Genomic DNA, 25,533 nt, shown 5'->3' with positions numbered 1-25,533 from the left:
GTTTCACCCAGCCTACCAACGGCAGTGTGACCGTGAATCCAGATGGCACTTTCAGCTATACCCATGATGGCAGCGACACCACCAGTGACAGTTTCTCTTACACAGTGAGTGATGGCCAGGGCGGCACAGATACAGCGACGGTGACCCTTACGATAAGCGCGGTCAATACTCCTCCTGTAGCGAATAGTTTCAGCGTTTCGGTGAGCGATTTCTCCGAAGTCGTTATTGAGTTCGATCCTGACAGCGAACCAGATCGTGTTTCAGATCAAGAGGATGATTTAAATGGTCATCTTCTTGATGTTGTGATCCAGTCACTGCCAACCATGGGGATACTCAGCTACAACGGTGAGGCGATTACTCAGCGAGATATCGATGTTCAAACTGAGTTTGATTTGTCGGGTATCACTTATCAGCCACACGAAGATCTCGGTACTACGAGTTTCTTGATGGGCGCGAAAGAGCCACAGAGCGATCTGCCCAGTGAATATGCGCTGTATAGCTGGGGCCGTCCAACCGACGATCCCAAAGTACGTAAGTTAACACTAGAAGATGGAAGTGAAGTCACCATTAGCAGTGAGGGCACAAGAGGCGGTGCGCTGCAACACTACGATCGCGAAGGTCACCATGTTGGTTATGGTATCGGTGATGCTGGTGGCTCAGGCATCCAAGCAAACGAGTCGATCCTCATCAATTTTGGCGATAGTCTGCAAGGAAATCTAGAGCTAGGTATGGATGGCCTTGGCGGCTTATTTGAAGCGGGTGATGACAACGCCGCGCTTATCACCATCACCTATCGCTATCCGCTAACCGGTGAAGAAACCCGGCAGTTAGTGGAATACCTTAAGCCTGAAGGCGAAACGGGTCGCGACAGTTACTTCCAGGCCGTTACTGTAGGCAATGGCGATGGCTTTGATATCGACACTCAAGGCCAGCTTATAGCTAAAATCGAGTTCTCCACGGAGAACAGCGGCAACTGGGTATTACGCTATGTTGAATCAAACCCTCCGGGCGATGACAGCTTCGACTATGCCGTGGTCGACTCCCATGGCGAGCCAAGCAATACAGCGACCGTGACCTTGGATATGGACTTGGAGCACTCGGCTACCGCGGTTTCCAGCAATATTCTGTTTATTGAGCCTACCTCTATTAAGATTGACAACCTAGAAGGTGGATTTGAGAATGCTACCTTCTCGGAGGGAAGAGGCCTAACTGATTTAGTAGACTTGGATGACGATAGTGTAGCTGACAAAGTACTGTGGGGGGATAATCTTGAGAAGTACAGCGCCTATGAGCTTTCTGAAGAAAATTTGTCTTCTGTGCAAGTCGGCGAGTCCTTTGCTCTAGGGACTTTCACTCACGCGAATAGGCCAATTTCTCTTGGGATAAAGGTATTGGAGACTGTGGATCTAAAGCTGCAGTTTGATGTCACTATAAATGGTGATTCTCATCCGGTTGAATTTATTGTTCAGATTGAGCATGAAGAAACACCCAACCAAGGGCCCGGTGACTATAGGGATATCATTACATTGCCTCCTCAGGTTCAGAGTATCGAGATTGAAGACACCCAATACCTAATCGTTTTAGATGGTTTCTTTGATACCAGCAATCCAGATGCTGGTGCTGTATCGACCATCTTTACCGATGAAGATGCCGACAATGCTTTCCAAATCGTGGCGCACATCGAGTCGCTCTCCACGGATATGCCACAGGTTGGTGGCGCTATCGACGATGATGCTGCGGTTGCTATCTTGTGGGATGGTGCTCAGGATCAGGGCGGTGTGACCACTGTAGATGGCGAGCACGGCCAGTTGCAGGTAAGTGGTGTTGGCGATTACGTATTCATCGCTAGTCAGGAAACCCGCGATAGTATCAGCGAAGACGATGTACTGTTCGAGCAGTTCAGCTATCAAGCAACCGATGCCGAAGGCAACACCTACACCGACGTACTGACCTTGGTCATTAGCGGTGGAGATCACAACGTAGTGGAAGGCAGCAACCACGGCGAGACGGTACTGGGCAGCGATGCTACCAACAATGTGCTGCTTGGTGGTGCGGGCGATGACGTACTCTACGGCGGCGATGGCAACGACGTTCTGGTTGGCGGTGAGGGTAACGATATCCTTATCGGCGGCGAGGGCATCGACACCTTCAGTTGGTTAGCCTCGGATGCCAGTACCTCTGGCGAGGAAGCTAGTGATGTGATTGAAGACTTCACCGTCGGCTCTGGAGGCGACGTGCTCGATCTGAGTGACCTGCTACAAGGTGAAACCGAAGATAGCCTCACCGACTACCTCAGCTTCGAACGAGTAGAGAATGCCGACAGCAGCGTAGATACGGTTGTATCCATCGATATCGACGGCAGCAACAATGGCGCTGAGGTCCATCAAACCATCACCCTGAAGAATGTTGATTTCAATGGCATGAGCGATCAGGATATTATTGATCAACTACTCGAAGACCAGCAGCTTCAGGTAGATAACAATTAACAGTGCTGGCTACGGCAGGCAGCTGCCGTAGCCTTTACTTTTATGCAATGCACGGATGTATTATGCATGAACCCCTGTCACCGGCTGAGTTGATTACCAAGCACGACGACCCGTTGCTCAACTGTCTGGTGTTCCTAAGTAAGTTCTACGGTAAACCCTATTCAGCCAAGGCGATCTCTGCGGGACTTCCGTTAAAGGACGGCTTGCTTACCCCCAGCCTGTTGCCGCGTGCGGCGCTGCGTGCCGGGATGGATGCATCGCTGGCCAAGAAAAAGCTGAGCAAGATCCCGGAGTTGCTGCTGCCCTGCATTCTGCTGCTTAAAGACGGTCGTGCTTGTGTGCTGCTTAAAGTTGAAGATGGTCAGGCCGAGGTTGCCTGGCCTGAACTGAATGACTCCCACGACCATATCGCTCTCGACGAGCTTGAGCAGCAGTATCTGGGCTACTGCTGTTGGATCCGCAAGCGCTACCGCTTTGATGCGCGCTCTCCGGAGAATCTGGAGACTCAACAGGGGCATTGGTTCTGGTCAACGCTGCGCCGCTCCATGGGCATCTACCGCGATGCGCTGCTGGCGTCGCTGTTTATCAGTTTGTTTGCGGTGGCCTCGCCGCTGTTTGTTATGAACGTCTACGATCGGGTGGTGCCCAACGTGGCGTTGGAGACCCTGTGGGTGCTGGCCATCGGTATGATGGTGGTGCTGCTGTTTGATTTTATTCTTAAGCAGTTGCGCGCCTCAGCGCTCGACCTTGCGGGTAAGAAGTCAGAAGTGTTGCTGTCGGCACAGATCTTCCAAAAACTCCTCAATATCAAAGCGGAATCCCGGCCTACCTCGGTGGGGGGCTTTGCTCGTAACATCCAAGAGTTTGATTCGATCCGCGACTTTATCACCTCGGCGACCATTGCCGCGTTTATCGATGTACCGTTTGCAGTGATCTTTGTGGTGGTTATCTGGTTGGTAGCCGGGCCTCTGGCCTATGTGCCATTGGGAGCTGGGCTTATCATGCTGTGCTACTCGCTGTGGATCAAACGTCAGATGCGCAAACAGGTGGAAAACGGTAACCGCTTTGCCAGCCAGAAGAACGCCCACTTGATTGAGGCGCTCAACGGCATCGATACCTTGAAGATCGCCGGTGCAGAGAGCCAGTTCCAATCTAAGTGGGAGGAGCTGGTCGGCAGCATTGCCAGCTGGAATATCGCGATCCGTAAGCTGTCGACCTCAGTCAGTACCTTGAACGGTTTTATCACCCAAAGCTCCACCGTAATGCTGGTGCTAATGGGCGTGTATCTGATTGCCGAGGGGCAGATCTCCATGGGTGGCTTGGTGGCGGCAGTGATGCTCACTAGTCGCGCCTTGGTGCCATTCTCGCAGGTGGCGCTGCTGGCCACCCGCTATAACCAAGCTAGGGCCGCGTTGACCAGTCTCGACGAGATTATGAATCTGCCCGATGAGAAGCTCGATCAGTATATGCACCGCAGCCACTACAAAGGTGAGTTAAGTTTCAGCCAGCTCAGCTTTGCCTACCCCGGCAGCGAGCAAGCGGCGCTGCAGGATGTAAACCTGCATATCAAAGCCGGTGAGAAGGTGGCGATTATCGGCCGAATCGGTGCCGGTAAGTCGACCTTGGAAAAGTTGCTGCTCGGTTTTTATACCCCGCAGCGCGGCGCGATCCGTATGGATGGGGTCGATCTCAACCAGATCAGCCCCGCCGATCTCAGGCAGAAAATCGGCTGTCTTCCGCAAGATGCCACGCTGTTTTACGGCTCAATTCGCGACAATATCACCCTCGGCGTTCCCCATATTGAAGATGAGCTGATCTTCCGTGCAGCCGAGCTGTCAGGGGTTAAACAGTTTACCGATCAAGACCCAGAAGGGTTGGACCGGCAAGTCGGCGAAAAAGGTCAGTACCTCTCTGGTGGCCAGCGACAAGCCGTTGCGCTCGCCCGTGCGATGCTGTTTAACCCGCCAGTGCTGATTATGGACGAGCCTTGCAGCTCAATGGATGCCTTCTCGGAGAACTTGGTTAAGAAAAGTCTGAAGCAAGTCGCTGAGGACAAAACCTTTATCTTGATTACCCACAAGATGTCGATGCTAGATTTGGTAGATCGGGTCATCGTATTAGAGCGTGGCCGAGTGGTTGCCGACGGACCTAAGCAGCAGGTGTTACAAGCCCTGCGTGAAGGCAAGGTTAAGGGGGGCGTATGAGTCGTAGCAAGCCCAACGCGAAAGACTTAGATTACATCGATGACATCCATGCCGCCATTTTGCTGAAAACTCCATGGCGCTCGCGTGCGGTGCTGTGGATGATCTTCTTGTTTGTGGGCTGTGCGCTGTATTGGGCCCATCTGGCTGAGGTCGACGAGGTGACCGTCGGTTCTGGCAAGGTGATCCCATCCCAGCAGATCCAGGTGGTGCAAAGCTTAGAAGGCGGCATCCTCAAGCAACTGCTGGTCAGCGAAGGCGAACAGGTAGAGAAAGGCCAGCCCTTGGTACGGATTGATGACACCCGCTTCCGCTCAGATTTTCTAGAGCGAGGGCAGAGGATCGTCGATTTACAAGGCGATGTTGGTCGCTTCAATCATGAGTTGAGTGCCGTTCAAGTGGTGCCGGATCTGCCATTAAGTGACTGGCAGAAACAAGTCCTGGTAGTACCAGGAACACTCAGTTTTGACGAGGCTTTTGAAAGCGAACACCCCATCGAAGCACAGCGCCAGCGCCTGCAGATGGAGGCACGCCTGCGCACCCTAAGCAACCAACTAAATATTGGCAGCGGTCAAATCGAGCAGCGTCAGCAAGAGCTGGTGGAGCTGGCATCCAAGGTGGATCACCTGCGTCAAAGCTACGCCTTAGTGCAAGAGGAGCTGCGTATCACTCGCCCCTTGGCCGACGAAGGCATTGTCTCGCAGGTGGATGTACTCAAGCTCGAGCGCCAAGCTAACGAGCTGCGCGGCGAGATTGCCAGCTCGACCCTGCTGAAACCGAAAATTGAAAGCGCGATAGCCGAGACTATCTACAAGCGCCGCGACCAAGCGCTGGCGTTTTTAAGCGAGACTCGCCAGCAACTCAATGAAGCGCAAGCCGAACTCTCCGCCCTGAGCGAAGGACAGGTCGGCCTGCGCGACCGAGTCGAGCGAACACTGCTGATGTCACCGGTAAAAGGTACGGTGAAAAAGATCTACCTCAACACCGTGGGCGGGGTGGTGCAGCCCGGCCTAAGTGTTATGGAGATCGTACCGATTGAAGACAAGCTCTTGGTGGAGGCCAAAATTCAACCAAAAGATATTGCGTTTTTACGGCCGGGGCTTAAAACTGTAGTTAAATTCAGCGCTTACGATTTTTCTATCTACGGCGGGCTAGACGGACAGCTGGAGCAAATCAGCGCCGATACCATCGTCGACGAAGAGGGCAACAGCTTCTATCTGGTGAAAGTCAGAACCGAGCAAAGTGCCCTCGGTGACAATCAAGATCTGGCCATTATTCCCGGCATGTTGGCCAATGTAGATATCATTACCGGTAAAAAGAGCATATTGGACTACCTGCTCAAACCTATAACCAAAGCGCAGCAAACTGCGCTACGAGAAAGATAGTTATTATCGCAAGACGCGATTACAAGGAGTGTAAATGAACAAGCTAGGCCTTTCGCTGTTAGCCAGCTTATTTGTCGCCAACAGTTATGCTGCAGAGAATACTTTGGAGCAAGCGGTGGCTAAAGTGCTGTCCGAACATCCCCAGTTACAAGCCTCTTTCAACCAGTTTAAGGCCAGTGACGAGGCGTATAGGGGCGCCAAAGGGGGTTACCTTCCAACGGTTGATCTTACCGCGGGCGCTGGTTGGCAACAGGTTGAAGACAACTTAGGCACCCGCGATGCTAATCCCACTGAGATTGGCGTAAGCCTACGTCAGGTGTTGTTCAGCGGTTTTGCGGTGTCTGGTGAAGTGGATCGTACCGCCAACGAGGCGCGTGCCGAGCAGTGGAACCTATACAACGTCGCGGAGAACCTCGCCCTGCGGGTGGTTGAGGTGTATCTGGAGGTGCTCAAACAGCAACAGCTTTTGGAGCTGGCGGAGCAGAACCTGGAAACCCATCGCCGCATTCAAAGCGATATCGAAAAGCGCACCAGCTCAGGGCTGGGATCCAGCGCTGACCTTACCCAAATCAATGGCCGGGTGGCGCGTGCTACCACCAACACCTTGGCGGCGAAGAACAACCTGTTAGACGCCCACACCCAGTACATCCGAGTGGTCAATGAGCTGCCTAAAGAGCTGATTGTACCCGGGGCCGATCTAGATATGCTGCCAGCCGATCTAGACGCTGCCATCAACAAGGCGCGCCAAGATCACCCGCTGCTCAAAGCGGCCGAGTTTGATATCGAGGCGGCTCATGCCCAGCACACCGTATCGAAATCGACCTACTACCCCGAGTTTGCGGTGGAACTAGATGGAAACTGGGATCGCAACCCCGATGCCCGTGACGACACCAAAGACTACGAGCTCTCCGCCATGCTGAGAATGCGCTACAACCTGTTCCGTGGTGGTAGCGATAGCGCCGAGATCCGCCGCAGCGCCTACCAAATCAACCAGGCCAAGGCGATCAACGAAGATGCCCACCGTCAGGTCTTGGAAGGCACCCAACTGGCTTGGAATGCCTGGGACGTACTGCTGCAGCAAAAAGGCTTCTTACAAGACCATGTCGAATCTAGCTTCGACACCGTTGAAGCCTACAAAAAGCAGTTCAACCTCGGTAAACGTACCCTGTTGGATGTGCTGAACACCGAGAACGAGCTGTTTGAAGCGCGCAACGAGTACATCGAAGCCGACTTTGACGAGCTGCGCGCCAAGTATCGCCTGCTCAATGCCACCGGTGAGCTGCTGGCAGCGTTACGGGTTGAGCGCCCTCAGGAATGGAGCTTTGAATGAGGCAGTTGTTGAAGTATAGCCTGCTGCTGAGTGTGCTCTCGGGGCTAACCGCCTGTAGTCACAACTTGGATCTGTACTCCGGGCTACCGGCCGATTACGACCGTAACGATGAAGACTTTGATGGCGTGATCAACGCCCGCGATGTCTGTCCGGGCACGGTACTGCGCGCCGAAGTGGACAACTATGGCTGTTCGCGTGAGCAGATCTACACCGATGGCTACGAGCTAATGGTGTTCTTCGAGCACGACTCCGCCACTGTGGTGGAACGTTATCAGCAGCAGCTGGGCGTGTTGGCCGAATACCTTGAGCGTTACCCAGAGGTTGAGATCGCCGTTGAGGCGCACACCAGCCTCTCGGGTACTAACGACTATAACTTGGCGCTGTCCCAGCGCCGCGCTGAGAACATCAAGCGCGAGCTGGTGGAGCGTTACCAAGTCGCCGAGAAACGTATCGAGCTGCTGCCCTTGGGCGAGAGCCAGCCACTAAACGATGAAGAGCTGGCCCAAAGCGAAACCGCCAACCGTCGAGCGCGGGTGTTCGTGCAGCAGGAGTATCGCAAGGTCGTTCCACGCTGGAACGTCTACGACTTCGGACAGTTCTAAACAATGCGCATCTGGACCTGGTTGCTGGTCGTGGTGGTGAGCTGGCCCTTGTGGCTGGTTGCCCTCGACGACGAGCTAGAAGCAATGGCAACCAAGGTCCGCGAATTCTATGGCCAGCGCGCCGAGCAGCGGGTGCGCAGTTGGCGACAGTTGGTAAGCGAAGGCCAGGACTGGAGCGAGCAAGAAAAGCTGGAGCGGGTGAACGCCTTCTTCAACCAGCTGCAGTTTCTCGATGATATCGATGTGTGGGGCCAGGAGGATTACTGGGCCACCCCGGTTGAGTTCCTCGGTGCCAACGCCGGCGACTGCGACGATTTCAGCATCGGCAAATACTTTACCCTGCGCGAGCTGGGCATCGACGACAGCAAGATGCGGCTGGTCTACGTTAACGCGCTGGAATACAAACAGTTCCATATGGTGGTGGCCTACTATGCCACGCCCTCTTCAGAGCCGGTCATTCTCGACAATATCAACCCCACTATTTTGCCTGCAGGCCGGCGTGGTGACCTGCAGCCCATCTATAGCTTCAACGGTGAACACCTTTGGTTAATGAAGGAGAAGGGGCGCGGTCAGCTGGCTGGCAAGGCCTCTCGCCTGAAGCTGTGGAACGATCTACGCGAGCGTTGGAGGCTCAATGAATTGCGCAAACCGATTGCTAACTTTGAGTATTAAGGAGTCGCCATGACACTGTATCGACAGTTGTTGATTGTAGTGCTGGTTATCTATGGTGCGCTGCTGGCGGTGGTATTTAGCCAGGAGATCTCGGCGGCCCGGCGGGTGCTGAGCGAGCAGCAGCAGTCTGATATCAACAATGCATCCACCTACCTTGGGCTGGCGCTGCAACCCTACCTTGAGCAGCAAGACAAAGTGGGCGCAGAGTCGGTGATCAACGCCATGTTCGATAGCGGCTACTACCGCCAGATCCGCTTAGCGCTTTATCAAGACGACAGCGTCATCGACCGGGTCAACCCGACCCAGCTACGCGATGTGCCCGCTTGGTTTACCTCACTAGAACTGTTCGAGCAGGTGGGCAGTGAACAGGTGCTGACCAGCGGCTGGCTGCAGCTCGGCGAGCTGAAAGTGGTGGGGCATCCAGGGTACGCTTACTTGCAGCTATGGCAGGTGCTGGTCAATCTGCTGAAGTTGTTTGTGGTCGGTTATCTAATCACCGTGCTGCTGCTTATTCGCGCCCTGCAATACCTGCTCAAGCCGCTGAAGCAGATCGAGCAGCGGGCCAAAGAGGTCAGTAAGCGCGAGTTTGGCCACCGTTTGGCACTGCCCAAAACCGCAGAGCTGCGCACCGTGGTGAAGGCCATCAACAGCATGTCCGACAGTATCGCCAAGCAGTTCGAGCAGCAGGTGAAAGAGGCCCATGCACTGCGCGAACGCGCCTTTAAGGACCTGTCATCAGGCCTTGGTAACCGCGCCCACTTTATCAACCAAAGCACCAACTGGCTGGCCGAGAAGGGCAGCGGTGGTATCGCGCTGATTCAACTGCCGCTAATCGACCATATCTATCACGAGCAAGGCTTTGAAGCCCGCGACAGCTTCCTAAAAGACCTAGGCGCTGGGCTGCGCGAACTGGCCGAGCAAGACGCCGGGCTGGAAGTGGCGCGCATCGCCAACCTTGAGTTTGCGGTATTGGGGCAGGGCTACACCCAAGATGAATTTATTGAGTTTGCCGAGAGTCTGCAGAAGCTGCTGCAACTGGCCCGTCACGAAGACGCCCGCTTCGCCATGGGTGTGAAGCTACGTGACCAAGAGCAAAACCTTGGCGAGCTACTCGGTGGTGCCGACGCTGCTATGCAGCAGGCGTTGGAGCGTAATGACAGCCAGCCGGTATTCGCCTCCGGCGCCCAACCAAGCCTGTCGCGCACCCAGTGGAAGGCCTTGATTGAAGAGTGCCTTGATAAGCAGCAGCTTAGCTATAAGCGTCAGGCGGTACACCTGCTCGATGGCAGCGTGCTCCACCATGAGCTGTTCACCACCATTGAGGTGGATGCCCAGCGCTATGCGGCCGGGCAGTTTATGCCGATGATCGAACAGCTGCGCCTCGGCGGTCAGTTCGACCAGCTGGTGGCCGACCAAGCGATACTGGCATTACAACAAGACGATAGTCTCAAGCTGGCGATTAACACCAGCGTGTCTAGCTTGGTGGATAAGGGCTTCCTGGAGTGGCTGCAACGCTTTGCCGAGCGCTACCAACGCTTTGCCCCACGGTTGGCCTTCGAGTTCCCCGAAGCCGCCTTTGGCAGCGAGAACACACGCTTGAACCATGTGATTCAGCGCCTGCATCATTTTGGCTATCAGATCGGTATCGATCACTACGGCCGTAACTTTAACTCGCTAAGCTATCTCAATACGGTGAAGCCGCACTACGTGAAGATTGACTATGCCTATACCGCGCTGGCCCTAGGCGATGAAGGCGATGCTCACTTCCTTAGCGCCATCTGCCGTGCTGCCCACAACCTGCAGGTGCAAACAATCGCACAGCGGGTGGAAGATCAGGCGCAGCTAGAGCAGTTGCGCAGCTTGGCTATCGATGGCTATCAGGGCTATATCTCAGCGCCTGAAGCCTTTTCTATTGATGGAGACAAATAATGAAACAGTTACTGCTAAGCCTGGGTTTGTTGCTATCAAGCCCACTGTTTGCCGCCAGCCTGCATACCAGTGGCGAGGCGCGCCTTGCCGTCGAGGCCGACCGGGTCAAGATTGAGTATGTGGTATCGGAGCTAAGCGACAGCGCTGGTGCTGCACTGAGCGAAGTGGAGCATCGGGTAAAGCTTCTGCTGGAAGATATTAAGCCGCTGATCACCGACTCTGATCGTATCGAAGCCAGTCAGGTACAGCTTTATCAAGACAGCCGCTACCAAGACAAAAGCCGCCAGTTTATCGGCTATCGCGCCCAACGTTCAGTAATCGTCGAGCTGGACGACCTGTCGCGCATGGCCGCTGTCCTCGATATCGTAAAAAAGGGGCTAGTGAGCGAGATCCGCCCACTTCGCTACTCCAGCTCTAAGTCCGTTGAGTACCAACAACAGGTACGCACCATGGCAATCGATGATTCCTACCAAAAAGCCCTTCAGCTGGCCAACGGCTACCAAAGCCGCTTAGGCGATGTGCAGGAGATCCGTTACCGCAGCGCAGGCCCTGTGCCAGTGATGCGCATGGAAGCCTTGGCTGCCTCTGATGCACCGGTCTATCAAGGTGCGCAGATTATTTTTAGCGATAAGGTGGATGTGACGTTTGAGTTGATTTCGAATTAGTAGTTGTTGGGTGGTTAGCTGAGTTTTCAGTCAGTGCCGAATGATCTGTATCTGGGGTGCGGCAGTTTTGTACATGGTCGCGCTAACATGAAACTAGATAAAAGGTGCGCTGAGAGTTCGTTGTCAGGTGTGCCGCAGGTGTCACTTGGAATTGCTTGCTAAGTGCTTTGTTTGAGTTGTTTTAATACTTGATCTATGCACTCATGCGCTGAAGTAAACGTACTTTCACATTCAACCCAGAATTCATCATCTAAGAGCAATCTTTGCTGGCCACCTTGATAGAAATCTATAAAGCAACCTTTTGCACCATCATAACCCAACGTACCATGAGCAAATGCATTACGCCAAGACATTATATTCTTCAGTAGTTTTGGAAGCTTATCCTTATTTTTGCCCTTTAATAAATTAAGATGATTGATGATTTTTATACAAGTCTCTTTTTTAAATGAAAAGCTAAAGCCAGATGATTCAAGAACTTCATGTTTGAACAAGTAGCTTCTTTCTGATGTAAACTCGTCTTCACCCATAAAGAATTGCATTAATATTTCTTCTAATCGTGACTCCAGCCAAGTTGTGGCATAGAGAATTTTTGCACCATTAGACTTAACAATGCTCAATAATTCATTTGTTTGACCAAAATCGATTTTTCCGAAACTAAACCAAGGTGTACCATCCTGAACATGACTGGGCTCAGGAACCATAGTCTCTTTATTCATTGAAACCATAAATTTTGGTACTGATGGCAACTCGATTTCTTTCATCCGAACTCCATGTATCACTTAAAGCCAACATAATCGGTGAGGCGTAGGTTCTAAGATAACGTGTTTGTTGGGTTTATCTTGATCCGTCATATGTGACATTATCTTGGTATAGACCTACATCTCTACGCACCTCAGACAAAAAAACTAATGCTTTGTCTCGGAACATGTTGAACGTCCACTGCTGCTTACCTTCAACTGAGTCGTAAATGTAGTCGATCATATCGTTGTACTTTTCAAATACCGTGTGTGGAGCGAACATAGCAAGCAGTGCGGTAGTTTCTAGGCGCTTGCTATCAAATTCTTTCAGATCTTCACCAGTAAGAGCTCCGTGGTGTAGCGCTTGACTTACCAACTCGATTACTGGATTGGCCACTTCTTTATAGAGGTCAATTTTTTGCCTTAGCAAGTGATTTCCGTGCTCAGCATCTTTTTCGAGCTTAGTTCTTAGTTCAGTAAGTTTGGTTTGATGTTTAGCCCGGTCATTTTCCATTAGCCGATGGGCCCACACTCTACCGAGCCATGCGGATAGGCCAAGAATAATGATGCTCGCCCCGCCTACTGAAAGTAGAACGGCTTGTGCAATCTCGAATGCGACTTTTGCGTCCATGTTGTCTTTAACCTAACGTCCTATTCTATGGAATTTTCCATGTTTAACGTGGGGTAATTTCCTATACCCCCCCCCTAATGACTCCGAAGTTAACATCTAAAATAGTCCTTTTCAATCAGACGGTTAATAGATATGGCATCTATCAAGATTGCATGAAAGATGGATCACTGATGTGGATACATGGAAACGTCAAGGGCTGGTTGGGTAGTCAGTGGTAGTGTAATTTCCCCTAATGAGTTATGGGGAATAATCTCAATCTAGCCACGCTTACATAGCGTTAACTGAGGTGCCAGATCGAAAAAAGGCCACAGCATTACCGTGGCCTTTCCAATTGCTTTAGCGTTACTAAAGCATGCTAGAACGTCGCCTCAGGCACATAAAAGTCCTGGGCATTACTTTTATCCACTAACTCGGCAGCCAAGATCACCCTTGATGGCGCTGAATGGTACATCTTGCCGATGTTCTCATGTTTGATGCCGCTTACTGCCAGTGCGATACCAGATGCCACCATATTCGGTGGGTAGGTCACGGTGGCGCGGACCACATCGTCGCCATCCATGATCATCTTCATAATGTCTTTAGAGCCGGCGCCGCCGAGTACGGTTTTGATTTCGCTGCGGCCAGACTCTTTAATCGCCTGCATTACGCCTTTGAGCATGTCGTCGTCTTGGCACCATACTGCATCGATATGGCGGTGGCGTTGTAGCATGTTTTCCATGACCGCCAAGGCTTTTTGGGTTGACCAATCGGCAGGCTGGCTGTCGAGGATCTCGATACCTTTGTGCTGGCTGATCACCTCGTTAAAGCCATCAACCCGCTCTTTGTTAATTGGAATCGACATACCTTCGATGACCACTACTTTACCTTTACCGCCCATCTCTTCCGCCAGCCAGTGGCCACTTACGGTGCCAAGGCCGGGGTTGTCGCCAGCGATAAATACGTCTTGCGCTGGAGTGGGCAGCTCGCGGTCGACTACCACGGTGTAGATACCGCTGTCGTAGGCTTCGCTAATCACGTTCTGCAGGGTGGCGGGGTTATGTGGCAGGATAACCAAGGCGTCGATGCCGCGGATCATCAAGTCTTCCACATCGCCTACCTGGGCTGCGCCCGAGCTGGCAGAGACTAGGTAGAACTCTACGTCTTGGTCGGTTTTTTTCAGGTCATCGATGGCCCGGTTGGCCCACCATAGTACGCCGCCTGTCCAGCCATGGTCAGCGGTGGGCACTGAAACCCCAATCTTGTAGGTTTTTGCCCACGCCTGGCCACACACCAACATGGCAAGGCAGAACACACTGATAAGCATTTTTTGTATCGTATTTCGTAGCATGGGTACGCTCCTTTATTTTACGTATCTGGCGTGGGGGCTAGCGCTCTCGTTTGTACTGCATCAGTACCGCAATCAAGATCACCAATCCTTTCACCGTTCCTTGTAGGTAGGGGGAAACCCCCATCAAGTTCAGCATGTTGTTAATAATTCCCAGGATCACTGCGCCAATCACAGTGCCCCAAATGGTTCCTTTACCGCCGTTAAGCGAGGTGCCGCCAATCACTACCGCGGCGATGGCATCCAACTCATAGAACATGCCCGCATCGCCGGGGCTGACTGAGTTAAGACGCGAAGACAGCATCACCGCCGACAGGCCCACGGTGACCCCGAGTATCACGAAGGTGGAGAAGATAATCCGCTGCACATTGATCGCCGAGTAGCTGGCAACCTTGGGGTTGGAGCCGACCGCACAGACATGGCGGCCAAAGGCGGTGTGGCGCAGTAGCATATGGCCCAGCGCCGCTAGGCCGAGGAACAGCCACACCGGTACTGGCAGGTCTAAAAAGTAGCCGGTACCAACCTTGGAGTAGACGCTGTTCTGCGAGACCATCTCCCCGGCATCGCTGATATACAGGGTCAGCGAGCGAAAGATAGACATGGTCGCCAAGGTGGCGACAAAGGGCGCTATCTTGCCTTTGGTGGTAAGCGCGCCGTTAATCGCTCCCGACATCGCCCCCAAGGCGGCAGCCGCACCGATTGCCACACTGACCGCCAGCCAGCCATCGCCCAAGTAGTTGAGCAGCATAATCACCAGCACACCGACCAAGGCCAGCCCCGAGCCGACCGATAAGTCGATACCGCCGGCGATAATCACAAAGGTCATACCCAGTGCGATAATCCCGGTGTAGGAGACCTGGCGCAGCACGTTGGTGATATTGCGTGGCATCAGGAAGTGCTCGCTGGCGAGCGCCGAGATGACCACCAAAATAATCAAGGCGATCAGCGGGGCGTAGTTGCCGATGGTAAATTTGGGCTTTGCGTTACTTCCCGAGAAAAAGCGCGTCGCCAGCGCGCCCTTCTTTATTGCATCACTCATGCGGTTTCCCTCTGTTGTGGGCCCAGTCCTGCGGCCAGCAACATGATTTGTTGCTCGTTAATCTGTTCATCGCTCAGCTCGCCTTGCAGGCGGCCTTCGCGCATCACCATCACCCGATGGGCGAGGCCAATCAGCTCCTCCATCTCCGATGAAATCACGATCACCGCCATGCCTTGCTCGGTGAGCGACTGGATAAAGTGGTAGATATCTTTCTTGGTGTTCACGTCCACCCCGCGAGTGGGCTCGTCGAGGATCAGGATCTTGGGATCGGTATCCATCCACTTCGACAGGTAGACTTTTTGCTGGTTACCACCGCTGAGATACTGCAGCTCGCTACTTAGCGACGGGGCTTTAATGGAAAAGCGCTGCACATAGTCTTGCGCCTGTTTGCGGGTTTGCTGGTGGTTGATCAGGCCGCGGCTATAGCGTTTTAGCGAGATCAGGCTGATGTTCTCCGGTAGGTCGAAGTTCATCACCAGTCCCGCGCCTTGGCGGTCTTCACTGAGGTAGGCCAGCCCAAGCTCCACCGCTTGGCGTAGCTTGCGGATCTTGACCGGCTTGCCGAACACCTTCACCTGACCGCTATCGCTGCGACGCAGCCCCATTAGCGCTTCCATGGTTTCAGTGCGGCCACTGCCCACCAAGCCTGCGAAGCCCAGTACCTCGCCCTTGCGCACGCCAAAGCTGATATCGTGTAGCTGCGATCGGATGCTCAGGCCACTGACCTCCAACGCCCATTCATCGAGGGGCTGGCTGCGCTCCGGGAAGATCTGGTTGAGTTCGCGCCCGACCATTTTGGTGGCCATATCGTGCTCGCTCAGATGAGCGACCTCGTCCATCGACACCAACTGGCCATCACGCAGGATCATCAGCCGATCACATAGTTGCTTCACCTCTTTGAGCTTGTGCGAGATAAACAAGATGGTGACCCCTTGCGCCTTGAGCTTGGCGATCAGGGCGAACAGCACCTCCACCTCTTTCTTGGTTAGTACGGTGGTCGGCTCATCCATAATCAGGATGCGCGCGTCGTGCACCAGTGCCTTGGCGATCTCCACCATCTGCTTCTCGGCCACGCTGAGATCTTCGACTAAGCTGTCGGGATCCAGCTCGGTTTCGAGCAGTTGCAGCAGGTCATGGGTGCGTTGGCGCATGGCGGCTTTGTCCAACAAGCTGCCGCGTTTCAGTTCATGACCAAGGAAGATGTTCTCAAACACATTCAAGCTGGCTATCAGGTTGAACTCCTGAGGGATCATGGCGATCCCCAGGCGTTTGGCATCGCCGGGAGAGCCGATGGTGACGGGCTCTCCATCTATGTGCAGCGCGCCATCGCTGAGCGAGTAGATGCCGGAGACGATCTTCAACAGCGTCGACTTACCGGCTCCGTTCTCACCCAATATCCCCAACACCTCACCTTGCTCGATCTCGGCATTAATACCGTGCAGCACAGTGACGCCGGAGAACGACTTGCGGATGTTCTCTAAGCGCAGCAGTGTAGGTCGTTGCGCGCTAGTCATTGCCGACCTCGCTAAGTGCCGTCCAGCTACCATCCGCTTGGGAGGATTGGATCATTGCGTTGATAAAGCGCAGCCCGTCAACGCCGTCGCTAACACCGGGCAGTGGGTAGGCTGCGAGGGCCGCTTGGACCGACTCACCGTCGGCAATTGCCTGCAGGCATTGGGCTGTTTCGCGGTAGATATTGGCGAAGCCCTCCAGGTAGCCTTCCGGATGACCGGCTGGGGTGCGCACCAAGGAGGCCTCGCCTTGGTAGCCATTCCCGGCGCGGGTTAGTAGCTGCACCGGCTGGCCGAAGGGTGAGTACTCTAAGGTGTTAGGCTGCTCTTGCGACCAACTTAGCCCGGCCTTTTCGCCGTAGATCCGCAGGCGTAGCCCGTTCTCGTTGCCCGGTGCCACTTGCGAGCTCCACAGCATGCCGCGCACACCCTGCTCAAAGCGCAGCATGGCATGCACGTTGTCGTCGAGGCTGCGGCCGGGCACGAAGGTGCTTAGCTCACTGGCCACCGACTCAAGCTGTAAGCCGCTGACAAAGCTGGCCAAGTTGTAGGCGTGGGTGGCGATATCGCCGAGACAACCGGCTGGGCCGGAGCGTTTGGGGTCGGTGCGCCATTCGGCTTGCTTGTTGCCGGTGCTCTCGGTGCGCTGGCTTAGCCAGTCTTGCACATACTCCACCTGAATCACTCGCAGTGGCCCAAGGTCGCCATTGGCGATCATCTCGCGGGCTTGGCGGATCAATGGGTAGGCGGTGTAGTTGTGGGTGAGCACAAACAGCTTGTCGTGCTGTTCAACTAGCGCTTGTAGCTGCTCGGCTTCTTGCAAGGTGGTGGTCATCGGCTTGTCGCAGATAACGTGGATGCCCGCTTCCAAGAACGCCTTGGCGATGGGGAAGTGCATATGGTTTGGGGTGACGATGGCCACCACATCGATGCCGTCGGGGCGCTCCGCTTCTGCTTGCGCCATCAGGCGGTAGTCGCTGTAGCTGCGCTCGGCCTCAATGCCCAGAGCTTGCGCTGATTGTGCGGCCTTCTCGGGATCGGCGCTCAGCGCACCAGCTACCAAGCTAAACTCATCGTCGATGCGTGAGGCAATGCGGTGTACCCCGCCGATAAATGCGCCAATGCCACCGCCGACCATGCCCAGTTTTAACTTTTCCATGTTCGCTCCTTAGCTCAGTCCGAGGATCTGCTGGTTGGTTTGTTCGTCGACATCGGCGTCGGCGAAGTCATCAAAGGCCTTGTCGGTGACCGGAATGATGTGCTGCTCGACAAACTTGGCGCCTTCGGCGGCTCCGGCTTCGGGGTGTTTCATACAGCATTCCCACTCCACTACCGCCCAGCCATCGAAGTCGTACTGACTGAGCTTGGAGAAGATCTGGCTGAAGTTAACTTGGCCATCGCCCAGCGAGCGGAAGCGTCCAGCCCGCTCAACCCACGATTGGTAACCGCCATACACGCCTTGTTGGGCGCTGGGGTTAAACTCGGCATCCTTAACGTGGAACATCTTGATGCGCTCGTGGTAGCGGTCGATAAACGCCAGATAGTCCAACTGCTGCAACACAAAGTGGCTTGGGTCGTAGAGGATGTTGGCGCGGGGGTGGTTGTTCACCGCGCTCAGGAAGCGCTCAAAGGTGGCGCCGTCGTGCAGATCTTCGCCCGGATGGATCTCGTAGCAGACATCGACACCGGCTGCGTCGAAGGCATCGAGGATCGGCATCCAGCGCTTGGCCAACTCTTCAAAGCCAGCTTCCACCAAGCCTTGCGGGCGCTGTGGCCAAGGATAGATATAAGGCCAGAGCAGCGCACCGGAGAAGGTTACATGGGCCGTTAGCCCTAAGTTTTTAGAGGCTTTGGCAGCCAGCATCATCTGCCGCACCGCCCAGGCTTGGCGCGCTTGCGGGTTGTTGTGCACCTCGCGCGGGGCAAAGCCATCAAACATTTCATCGTAGGCGGGGTGTACCGCAACCAATTGCCCTTGCAGGTGGGTGCTTAGCTCGGTGAGTTCTAGACCGTGATGGGCTAGCAATGCCTTGATCTCTTCGCAGTAGCCTTGATCGCTGGCAGCCCGTTCTAAGTCGAATAAGCGGCTATCCCAGCTTGGGATCTGCACACCTTTGTAGCCCAGGCCACTGGCCCATTTGGCAATACTGTCGAGGGAGTTAAATGGCGGATTGTCGTCGGCGAACTGAGCCAGAAACAGCGCGGGACCTTTAATTGTTCTCATTGCTTGTCTTCCCTTTTTAGCGTCATTTGTAGACAAAATGCAATCGATTACATTTTGATGATTAGAAGGAGCAGCCAAGATGAAGCAATTATCATTCAGCTGAACCAGCGAATTACCACGCATCATGTAGGTATGGGTCTATTTATAGCGAGTTATCTAGCTAATTGTCCTGCCTTGCAGTACAAAATGTGATCAAAATGGTTGTTGTGACGAAAACGGCAATTTTTTTTGAGATCTACCCTGTGTTTTTTTTGAACAGCAATAAAAAATAAATACTCATAAAATGTAATCGATTGCATTTTCGGTGCAGAGTATTTATAGGTTAGAATGAGGGCAGCGAACAGATAAGGAAGACCCATGCCAACAATGAAGGACGTCGCTCGGGTGGCGGGCGTATCCACCGCCACGGTGTCGCGAGCGATGATGAGCCCAGAGCGGGTATCAGAGAAGACCCGCTTAAAGGTGCAACAGGCCATCGCATCCACCGGCTTTACTCCCAATGCGATTGCGCGCAACCTGCGCAAAAGTGAATCCAAGACCATCGTGGTGGTGCTGCCCGATATTGCCAATATGTTCTTCGCCGATATTGTGCGGGGTATCCAACTGGTGGCCCAACAGAACGGCTATAAGGTGCTACTGGGGGACTCGGTGCACACAGTGCAGCAAGCCAGCGTCTACATCGACCTGGTAAAAACTAAGCAAGCCGATGGCATTATTTCGCTTACCGCTGAGCTGCCGGCCGAGTTTAAGAGCGGCTCGAATATTCCGATGGTGATGGCCTGTGAGTTCTTCGAAGGCTATCCGGTGCCCACCGTTCATTCCGACAACTATGGCGGGGCCAAGCGCGCTGTTGATTACCTGCGGGATATGGGCCATAAGCGGATTGCTTGCATCACCGGCCCCAAAGAGAACCCGCTGTGTGGGGTGCGTAAACAGGGCTATCTCGATAGCCTTCAGCAAGGCAAGCTGAGCTTTGAAGCGGCGGCGGTGGAGTCGGGGGACTTTAGCTTTCACTCGGGCTATGCGGCGTTTAAACGCTTGCATAAGCAGTATCAGATGACCGCGCTGTTTTGCTTTAACGACATGATGGCGATGGGAGCGATGCGCGCCGCCATGGAGGTGGGCTACTCGGTACCGGACCAGCTTTCGATTGTTGGCTTCGATGACTTGCTGTTCGCCGAATACACCACGCCACAACTCACTACGATTCGTCAGCCACAGAAACAGATCGGTGAGACCGCCATGAAGGTCTTGTTGAAGATCCTAAACGGCGAGCAAGCACCGCAGGAGAGCGTGATCCCTACGCAGTTGCTGGTACGAAGCTCCAGTGCGGTACCGCCAGTGGCGGGTGCTGAGCACAGCTTCGAAGAACGCTAGGCTACTGCCGTTCCATGGTTTGAACTTGTTTCAGGCCTCGGTTGAAGCGATCGCGCAGTTGCGGGCTGTGGAAGCCGAGCACCCTTGGCGAAGCGGGAAACAGCTCATGAAAGGTGACCGGGTGCAGGGTAAGGCGCTGCTCGTCGAGCTTTTGCGCGAAGTAGTGGTAGATCTCCCGGTCCAGAACAATCACATCCACTTGCTGGCGATGTAGCCGTTCAATTTGCGCCTGCTGATTGACCACCTCAAAGTAGTTGTTTTGCCCCTCTAACACCTGCGCATACTCAGGACCGAGGTAGCGCGCAGCATTTTGAAATGCCATCACCTTTAATGAACGCAGATCTTGCAGCGAGTTAATGGTCAGCCCGCTGTCACGCAGAGAAATGGCGACATTTTGGTAATGCACCACCGGATCTGAGTAGTAGATATCGGGCGAGCCTGCAGGGGCATTGATAACAGCATCGACCTGTTTGGCTTTAAGCAGACGCATGGCCCGTAAGTTGGACACGAACATTAGCTCGTCGATAAGCAACTCTTCGGCTAGCAAGGCATCTCTGATGACTTCGAGTTGGCTACCGTTGTGTTGGTCAATGATATAAGGCGGGATGGAGCCACTGGCTGCCAGTGTAATACCTTGGTAAGCGAGAGCAGGTTTTGCGGCTAGCAACACGATTGCTAGCACTGCGCCGAGCGCGTATTTCATAGAGTACAACTTCCTTGTTTACCTGACTGGGCCTCACGTTTGCTTGCTGTAGGAGAGCGACCAGCTCGGGCTAGTATATACAGTGAAAGCTCAGCTTAACAGTGTAGTAGCTCGGGTAACTCACTGAGGCAGGCAATTTGGTAGGTCGGCTGGATATCCTTGTCACGCTCGAGGCCAGTGGGGTTGAACCAGATCTGATCGATCCCCGAGGCTTGCGCCCCTCCCACGTCGGCATGCAGGTTATCGCCAATCATAATGCACTGCTCAGGCGGGCAGTTTAGGGCCTTCAGCGCATGCTCGAAGATCAGCGGTGAGGGCTTGTTGGCACCGATGTGCTCGGAGATAAACACCTGCTCGAAGTACTGTTCCAGCTCGGCTGCACGCAGCTTGCGATGTTGTGCTTCGGCAAAGCCATTGGTCATGATGTGCAGCTGATAGTGCTTGGCCAGTGTGTCCAATACCTTATGGCAGTGAGGAAACACGCCATCCATATCTGAGCAGCGCTCAATAAACAGTTGCTCCATCTGCACCGAGGGTTGATGCAACTGTTCCTCGCGAAGTCCTAAGGCCTTGACTGTTTCCGGAAAGCGCCGTTCACGTAGCTGCTGCTTAGTAACGCGGTGGTGGTGGTAGTCGTTCCACAGCGCTGCGTTTAGCGGCGTGTAGTGCGCCATAAACTGATCAAACGAGATGCCAAAAGGCCCCAGAAATTCATGGGTTAGTTGCTCCAACACACGGTTGGCATTGCGGTCAAAGTCCCACAGGGTATGGTCGAGATCAAAGATCAGGTGTTGATAGGGCATGGCTTGGGGCGTAAGCAAAGACTGGCATTGTTTCATATAAAGATTGCTGCGAAAATACCCTACCAAGGTGATATGACGTATTAATGACGTCTATGCTTCATCTTGGTAACGGTTAACAAGGCTTTACTTAGGTTAACTATTTATTCGAATGATGAGGTATCGATGGTTCCTGGCACGCTACAGCAAGCCGTAGACAATATGACACGCGTTAAACCGGTCCAGCGTTTAGAGTGGAACGGCGAGCGTTATTGGGTAAAGTTTTGCGCCGAGAACAAGCAAAACCTGCTGCGCCTGCTGGCCACTAAGCTCGCGTCTTTCCCTCGCTTACGGATGCTGTTGGTCAACTCCGCACTGAGTACCGAACAGCGTTTTAACCATGAATGCGACATGCTAGAGCGGATGCATCGCAAGCAGCTGCCGGTGGTAGAACCGATCCTGACGACTCAAGACTATTTGGTCACCCGCGATATGGGCAAAACCCTGCGCCAGCTGCCAGAGAGTGCCGACTCCCAAGTGTTGCTAAGGCGCGCGTTTGTAGCCCTAGCGGCTTTTCATCACCACGATATGTGCCATGGCCGTCCTGCGCTGCGCGATATTGTCGCCTCAGACGATGGCCAAGTGAGCTTTTTAGACTTGGAAGAGTCACAACGGGATTGCTCCAGCCAACTGATGGCGCGTGATGCCTTCTTACTGCTGATGGATTCGTTTCGCTACGAGTCAATGGACGCTGAGCCGCGTTTAGCTGCGCTGTCTGCTTGGGCTGAACGAGCGCCCGCTCCAGCGATTAAAGAGCTGCGCCGCATGGCGACTTGGCTGCATCATGGCCGCTTTATTCCGCATATGATCTTGCTGTTTAAGAAAAACACCACCTCAAAGCAACTGCTGGGATGCGACCAGTGCCTACAGAGCTTTTTTGCAGAACATAGCGCGCTAATAAAGAATCACAGATGAATAAAAAAGGCTCCCAAGGGAGCCTTTTTCGATAATGACGCTAACGCTTAGCCCAGGAAGACACTTGGGATTTCGTTAGGGTAGCGCTCAGAGGCTGGTTGGTTGTAGTCGATTTCGTCTACGCCCAAGATGTTCAGTACTTGGTACAGAGTCTTAGCGATATGGGCGAACGCAATACCAGCGTGGTGCGGGTAGCGTTTTTGAACCAATACATGGCGGTAGAAACGCTGCATCTCGTTGATACCGAAGGCACCGATTGCACCGAACGATTGTGGGTCGATATCCAGAATATCACCTTGAGCTACATAGGCGCGCAGTTTGGTATCAGCAGTTGATTGCAAGCGGAACAGAGTAGTTTGACCTGGCTTGATCTGACCTTCCAAGGTACCGCGAGTGATGTTTGGCTCTTCGCCGGGTTCGTCCAGGCTGTGCATGATTTTCTGGAAGCGCAGCTGGGCGTTCTTCATGCAGCTAGGAGCGGTGTTACCACAGTGGAAGCCCATGAATACGTCTTTGTCGGTGTAGCTGCCCATCGCTTCAGGGTTAGCTTCAACCATATCAGCAGGCACGGTGTTGTTGATGTCCAGCAGAGTTGCTGGGTGGTTGCTGGCACAGGTGATCATGTACTCAGACAGAGCACCATAGATGTCGGTTTCACAGGCTACTGGAATACCGCGCTCAGCCAGACGAGCGTTTACATAACAAGGTACGAAACCGAAGAACTTATTGAATGAAGGCCAGCACTTGTTAGCAAAGATACCGAAGGTTGATGCGCCCAAGTTCTCTTTGTGGAACTGAACCAGTGCAACCTCGTATTGAGCCAGCTTAGGCAGGATGTCACCGTAGGTGTTATCTTCACCCAGTTCAGCTTCCATTTCAGCCAGAACTTTAGCAACGTCTGGGTGACCTTCCGCTTTTTGGAAAGCGGCGAACAAGTCCAGCTCGCTGTTTTCCATGATTTCTACGCCCAGGTCGAACAGCGCTTTAATCGGTGCGTTACAGGCAACGAAATCATGTGGACGAGGACCAAACGAGAAGATCTTCAGACCTTTCAGGCCCAGGATGGTACGAGCAACTGGGGTGAACTCGCCGATCATCTTAGCTACTTCAGCAGGGGTGCCTACTGGGTACTCAGGGATGTGTACAGGCAGTTTACGCAGGCCAGCGCTGTATGAGGCGTTAAGCACACCACAGTATGCGTCGCCACGAGAATCAGCCAGGTTTGCAGTGGCTTCTTCAGCTGCAGCAACAAACATGCTTGGGCCGTCAAAACGCTGAGCCATCATGCTCAGTGGGCCTTCAGGGCCAAAGTTGCCCAGGTAGATAACCAGTGAGTTGATGCCAGTTTGCTTGGCTTCTTCGAGCGCTTTCACCATATCGTTTTCGTTTTCGATGATGGTTTGTAGCTCTACAACTTCTACATCTTGCTCGTGGCATGCAGCAACGACTGCCTTACGACGAGACTCAGACAGAGAGATAGGGAAGCAGTCGCGGCTTACCGCAACAATACCCATTTTAACTTGTGGGATATTAATCATAACTCGCTCCAACACGATGGTCTGATGACCTTGTTTTAATTGCTGGCAAGTGTGCGGTATTTAGGTAAAAGCTGTGAATTGACCTAGATCAATAACCCTTTGGGTTGAGGGATCTGGCAAACCAGAAGGTGACATTCGTAACACTGCAAAGCAGATTCGGAAAAACTGAAGTGAAATATCAAAAAAAACCGACGCACTGGGCGTCGGTTTGCAAAGGGAATAATCGACAGGGTGAAATCGCGATTTACGCGTAGGCATCCTCGATAATCTGGCGGCTGATGCTCAGGTCCAGATCGCCGGTTTCAGATAGGGCGACCATGCCGTGATCTTCCAGTGCCTGTACGATGCTGTCGATCTGCGATTTTTCAACGCCGTACTCCGACAAGCGGGTTTTTACACCGAGTGACTCGAAGAACTCACGAGTTTTGGCAATCGCCGCATCGATGCGCTGGTCATCGTCACCTTCGGTAATGTCCCATACGCGCTCAGCATATTGCAGCAGCTTGGCGTGTTTCTTCTGTTTACGTAGCTTCCACACCGATGGCTGGATGATCGCCAGGCTCTGGCCGTGATCGATACCAAACAGCGCAGTTAGCTCATGGCCAATCATATGGGTGGTCCAATCTTGCGGAACCCCTGCGCCAATAAAGCCATTTAGTGCTGACGTTGCCGCCCACACCAAGGTGGCGCGTGCTTCGTAGTCCTCTGGGTTGGCCAGAGTGACCGGGCCTATCTCGATCAGAGTTTTTAGGATGCCCTCAGCGGTACGGTCCTGGATATGGCCGTTGGCAGGCAGGGTAACGTACTGCTCCAGAGTATGCACAAAGGCATCTACCACGCCATTCGCCACTTGTACCGGTGGCAAGCTAAAGGTCAGGCTGGGATCCAATACCGAAAACTGCGGGAACAGTAGCGGGTGCATCACTGGGAACTTACCGCCCTGATAAGACACAACCGCACCCATGTTCATCTCTGAGCCAGTCGCTGGCAGGGTGGCGACGGTGGCCAGTGGCAGCGCGCTCTCAATCGGTGGTGGCGCAAAGCCGTGTTTTAGAATGTCGGCTTCATCGCCATCGTAGTTAGCGGCCGCAGCGACAAACTTGGTGCCATCCATCACTGAGCCACCGCCCACGGCCAGCAGGAAATCCACCTTCTCTGCGCGTACGATCTCAATGGCTTTCATCAGGGTGTCGAACTGTGGGTTAGGCTCAATGCCAGCAAACTCCACCACTTGGCGCTCACCTAGGCCGGCCAGTACTTTGTCCAAGGTACCAAAGCGTTTCACGCTCCCGCCACCATATAACACCATGACCTTGGCATCTTGGGGTACCAGCTTGTCCAGTTCGCCCAAGCGGTCTTTGCCGAATACGATATGAGTCGGGTTGCGATAATCGAAGTTGTTCATGCTCTCTCCTTCTAGTGAAG

The 25,533-nt window shown here is 53.6% G+C and carries 21 protein-coding genes; 10 read left to right on the top strand and 11 right to left on the bottom strand.

Annotation, left to right across the window (positions count from 1 at the left end):
- From G461_RS26490 to G461_RS0104285, 8 genes are all read left to right on the top strand, one after another.
- Positions 1 to 2,486 (top strand): type I secretion C-terminal target domain-containing protein (locus tag G461_RS26490; protein WP_026970941.1); only part of this gene is annotated, 2,486 nt, incomplete at its 5' end.
- Positions 2,487 to 2,548: 62 nt separating this feature from the next.
- Positions 2,549 to 4,690, top strand: coding sequence for a type I secretion system permease/ATPase (locus G461_RS0104315; protein ID WP_051333347.1), 2,142 nt, complete (start codon positions 2,549 to 2,551; stop codon positions 4,688 to 4,690).
- Entirely contained in the window at positions 4,687 to 6,072 is a 1,386-nt protein-coding gene (locus tag G461_RS0104310; RefSeq protein WP_026970939.1) for an HlyD family type I secretion periplasmic adaptor subunit, read from the top strand. The genes G461_RS0104315 and G461_RS0104310 overlap by 4 nt, the downstream gene beginning before the upstream one ends.
- 34 nt (positions 6,073 to 6,106) lie before the next feature.
- On the top strand, positions 6,107 to 7,402 hold the full coding sequence (locus G461_RS0104305) for a TolC family outer membrane protein (RefSeq protein ID WP_026970938.1): 1,296 nt from the start codon (positions 6,107 to 6,109) through the stop codon (positions 7,400 to 7,402).
- Positions 7,399 to 8,004, top strand: coding sequence for an OmpA family protein (locus tag G461_RS25375; protein ID WP_051333346.1), 606 nt, complete (start codon positions 7,399 to 7,401; stop codon positions 8,002 to 8,004). Before G461_RS0104305 ends, G461_RS25375 begins: the two co-directional genes overlap by 4 nt.
- Before the next feature lie 3 nt (positions 8,005 to 8,007).
- The gene (locus G461_RS0104295) at positions 8,008 to 8,676 is read left to right on the top strand and encodes a transglutaminase-like cysteine peptidase (protein WP_026970937.1); all 669 of its coding nucleotides are present in this window, start codon (positions 8,008 to 8,010) and stop codon (positions 8,674 to 8,676) included.
- Between the two features lie 9 nt (positions 8,677 to 8,685).
- Positions 8,686 to 10,605: an EAL domain-containing protein gene (locus G461_RS0104290; protein ID WP_026970936.1), complete on the top strand. Its 1,920-nt coding sequence runs from the start codon at positions 8,686 to 8,688 to the stop codon at positions 10,603 to 10,605.
- On the top strand, positions 10,605 to 11,270 hold the full coding sequence (locus G461_RS0104285) for an SIMPL domain-containing protein (RefSeq protein WP_026970935.1): 666 nt from the start codon (positions 10,605 to 10,607) through the stop codon (positions 11,268 to 11,270). Before G461_RS0104290 ends, G461_RS0104285 begins: the two co-directional genes overlap by 1 nt.
- Positions 11,271 to 11,428: 158 nt before the next feature.
- On the opposite strand, the gene G461_RS23245 is transcribed toward G461_RS0104285, so the two are convergent.
- The 7 genes from G461_RS23245 to G461_RS0104250 all read right to left on the bottom strand — a co-directional run bounded on the left by G461_RS23245 (position 11,429) and on the right by G461_RS0104250 (position 18,736).
- Positions 11,429 to 12,031 carry a hypothetical protein gene (locus tag G461_RS23245; protein WP_051333345.1) on the bottom strand — a complete coding sequence of 201 codons (603 nt, stop codon included), beginning with the start codon at positions 12,029 to 12,031 and terminating at the stop codon, positions 11,429 to 11,431.
- Positions 12,032 to 12,104: 73 nt separating this feature from the next.
- Entirely contained in the window at positions 12,105 to 12,638 is a 534-nt protein-coding gene (locus G461_RS0104275; protein WP_026970934.1) for a hypothetical protein, read from the bottom strand.
- A gap of 355 nt (positions 12,639 to 12,993) precedes the next feature.
- Complete coding sequence (locus G461_RS0104270; protein ID WP_035478462.1) at positions 12,994 to 13,965, bottom strand: substrate-binding domain-containing protein; 972 nt, start codon at positions 13,963 to 13,965, stop codon at positions 12,994 to 12,996.
- Positions 13,966 to 14,002: 37 nt separating this feature from the next.
- Complete coding sequence (locus G461_RS0104265; RefSeq protein ID WP_026970933.1) at positions 14,003 to 15,001, bottom strand: ABC transporter permease; 999 nt, start codon at positions 14,999 to 15,001, stop codon at positions 14,003 to 14,005.
- Positions 14,998 to 16,515 (bottom strand): sugar ABC transporter ATP-binding protein, encoded by a 1,518-nt coding sequence (locus G461_RS0104260; protein WP_026970932.1) that lies wholly within the window; start codon positions 16,513 to 16,515, stop codon positions 14,998 to 15,000. The genes G461_RS0104265 and G461_RS0104260 overlap by 4 nt, the downstream gene beginning before the upstream one ends.
- Positions 16,508 to 17,671, bottom strand: a complete 1,164-nt coding sequence (locus tag G461_RS0104255; RefSeq protein WP_026970931.1) for a Gfo/Idh/MocA family protein — start codon at positions 17,669 to 17,671, stop codon at positions 16,508 to 16,510. Before G461_RS0104255 ends, G461_RS0104260 begins: the two co-directional genes overlap by 8 nt.
- Positions 17,672 to 17,680: 9 nt before the next feature.
- Entirely contained in the window at positions 17,681 to 18,736 is a 1,056-nt protein-coding gene (locus G461_RS0104250; protein ID WP_026970930.1) for a sugar phosphate isomerase/epimerase family protein, read from the bottom strand.
- Positions 18,737 to 19,093: 357 nt separating this feature from the next.
- Here G461_RS0104250 and G461_RS0104245 point away from each other — a divergent pair, with 357 nt between their 5' ends.
- Positions 19,094 to 20,113, top strand: coding sequence for a LacI family DNA-binding transcriptional regulator (locus G461_RS0104245; protein WP_026970929.1), 1,020 nt, complete (start codon positions 19,094 to 19,096; stop codon positions 20,111 to 20,113).
- Between the two features lies 1 nt (position 20,114).
- On the opposite strand, the gene G461_RS0104240 is transcribed toward G461_RS0104245, so the two are convergent.
- Both G461_RS0104240 and G461_RS0104235 read right to left on the bottom strand, forming a co-directional pair.
- Positions 20,115 to 20,816 carry a substrate-binding periplasmic protein gene (locus tag G461_RS0104240; protein WP_026970928.1) on the bottom strand — a complete coding sequence of 234 codons (702 nt, stop codon included), beginning with the start codon at positions 20,814 to 20,816 and terminating at the stop codon, positions 20,115 to 20,117.
- Positions 20,817 to 20,911: 95 nt separating this feature from the next.
- Complete coding sequence (locus G461_RS0104235; RefSeq protein WP_051333344.1) at positions 20,912 to 21,655, bottom strand: YjjG family noncanonical pyrimidine nucleotidase; 744 nt, start codon at positions 21,653 to 21,655, stop codon at positions 20,912 to 20,914.
- 126 nt (positions 21,656 to 21,781) lie between these two features.
- On the opposite strand from G461_RS0104235, the gene G461_RS0104230 reads away from it, so the two are divergent.
- A complete protein-coding gene (locus G461_RS0104230) occupies positions 21,782 to 22,570 on the top strand; it encodes a BUD32 family EKC/KEOPS complex subunit (RefSeq protein ID WP_026970926.1) in 789 nt (262 codons plus the stop codon).
- A gap of 47 nt (positions 22,571 to 22,617) precedes the next feature.
- On the opposite strand, the gene G461_RS0104225 is transcribed toward G461_RS0104230, so the two are convergent.
- Together G461_RS0104225 and G461_RS0104220 are read right to left on the bottom strand one after the other, a co-directional pair.
- Positions 22,618 to 24,108 (bottom strand): L-fucose/L-arabinose isomerase family protein, encoded by a 1,491-nt coding sequence (locus G461_RS0104225; RefSeq protein WP_026970925.1) that lies wholly within the window; start codon positions 24,106 to 24,108, stop codon positions 22,618 to 22,620.
- Positions 24,109 to 24,352: 244 nt separating this feature from the next.
- Positions 24,353 to 25,513 carry an iron-containing alcohol dehydrogenase gene (locus G461_RS0104220; RefSeq protein WP_026970924.1) on the bottom strand — a complete coding sequence of 387 codons (1,161 nt, stop codon included), beginning with the start codon at positions 25,511 to 25,513 and terminating at the stop codon, positions 24,353 to 24,355.
- Between the last annotated feature and the right edge of the window lie 20 nt (positions 25,514 to 25,533).

Source organism: Aliagarivorans marinus DSM 23064, from assembly GCF_000429485.1.
GTDB lineage: Bacteria > Pseudomonadota > Gammaproteobacteria > Enterobacterales > Celerinatantimonadaceae > Aliagarivorans > Aliagarivorans marinus.
The sequence above is the reverse complement of the archived record's forward strand: the minus strand, read 5'-3'. Positions and strand labels throughout refer to the sequence as shown.

Coding starts and splice junctions, on each gene's coding strand:
- G461_RS0104315 (WP_051333347.1), top strand. CDS start 2,549: ATGCATGAACCCCTGTCACCGGCTGAGTTGATTACCAAGCACGACGAC.
- G461_RS0104310 (WP_026970939.1), top strand. CDS start 4,687: ATGAGTCGTAGCAAGCCCAACGCGAAAGACTTAGATTACATCGATGAC.
- G461_RS0104305 (WP_026970938.1), top strand. CDS start 6,107: ATGAACAAGCTAGGCCTTTCGCTGTTAGCCAGCTTATTTGTCGCCAAC.
- G461_RS25375 (WP_051333346.1), top strand. CDS start 7,399: ATGAGGCAGTTGTTGAAGTATAGCCTGCTGCTGAGTGTGCTCTCGGGG.
- G461_RS0104295 (WP_026970937.1), top strand. CDS start 8,008: ATGCGCATCTGGACCTGGTTGCTGGTCGTGGTGGTGAGCTGGCCCTTG.
- G461_RS0104290 (WP_026970936.1), top strand. CDS start 8,686: ATGACACTGTATCGACAGTTGTTGATTGTAGTGCTGGTTATCTATGGT.
- G461_RS0104285 (WP_026970935.1), top strand. CDS start 10,605: ATGAAACAGTTACTGCTAAGCCTGGGTTTGTTGCTATCAAGCCCACTG.
- G461_RS23245 (WP_051333345.1), bottom strand. CDS start 12,031: ATGAAAGAAATCGAGTTGCCATCAGTACCAAAATTTATGGTTTCAATG.
- G461_RS0104275 (WP_026970934.1), bottom strand. CDS start 12,638: ATGGACGCAAAAGTCGCATTCGAGATTGCACAAGCCGTTCTACTTTCA.
- G461_RS0104270 (WP_035478462.1), bottom strand. CDS start 13,965: ATGCTACGAAATACGATACAAAAAATGCTTATCAGTGTGTTCTGCCTT.
- G461_RS0104265 (WP_026970933.1), bottom strand. CDS start 15,001: ATGAGTGATGCAATAAAGAAGGGCGCGCTGGCGACGCGCTTTTTCTCG.
- G461_RS0104260 (WP_026970932.1), bottom strand. CDS start 16,515: ATGACTAGCGCGCAACGACCTACACTGCTGCGCTTAGAGAACATCCGC.
- G461_RS0104255 (WP_026970931.1), bottom strand. CDS start 17,671: ATGGAAAAGTTAAAACTGGGCATGGTCGGCGGTGGCATTGGCGCATTT.
- G461_RS0104250 (WP_026970930.1), bottom strand. CDS start 18,736: ATGAGAACAATTAAAGGTCCCGCGCTGTTTCTGGCTCAGTTCGCCGAC.
- G461_RS0104245 (WP_026970929.1), top strand. CDS start 19,094: ATGCCAACAATGAAGGACGTCGCTCGGGTGGCGGGCGTATCCACCGCC.
- G461_RS0104240 (WP_026970928.1), bottom strand. CDS start 20,816: ATGAAATACGCGCTCGGCGCAGTGCTAGCAATCGTGTTGCTAGCCGCA.
- G461_RS0104235 (WP_051333344.1), bottom strand. CDS start 21,655: ATGAAACAATGCCAGTCTTTGCTTACGCCCCAAGCCATGCCCTATCAA.
- G461_RS0104230 (WP_026970926.1), top strand. CDS start 21,782: ATGGTTCCTGGCACGCTACAGCAAGCCGTAGACAATATGACACGCGTT.
- G461_RS0104225 (WP_026970925.1), bottom strand. CDS start 24,108: ATGATTAATATCCCACAAGTTAAAATGGGTATTGTTGCGGTAAGCCGC.
- G461_RS0104220 (WP_026970924.1), bottom strand. CDS start 25,513: ATGAACAACTTCGATTATCGCAACCCGACTCATATCGTATTCGGCAAA.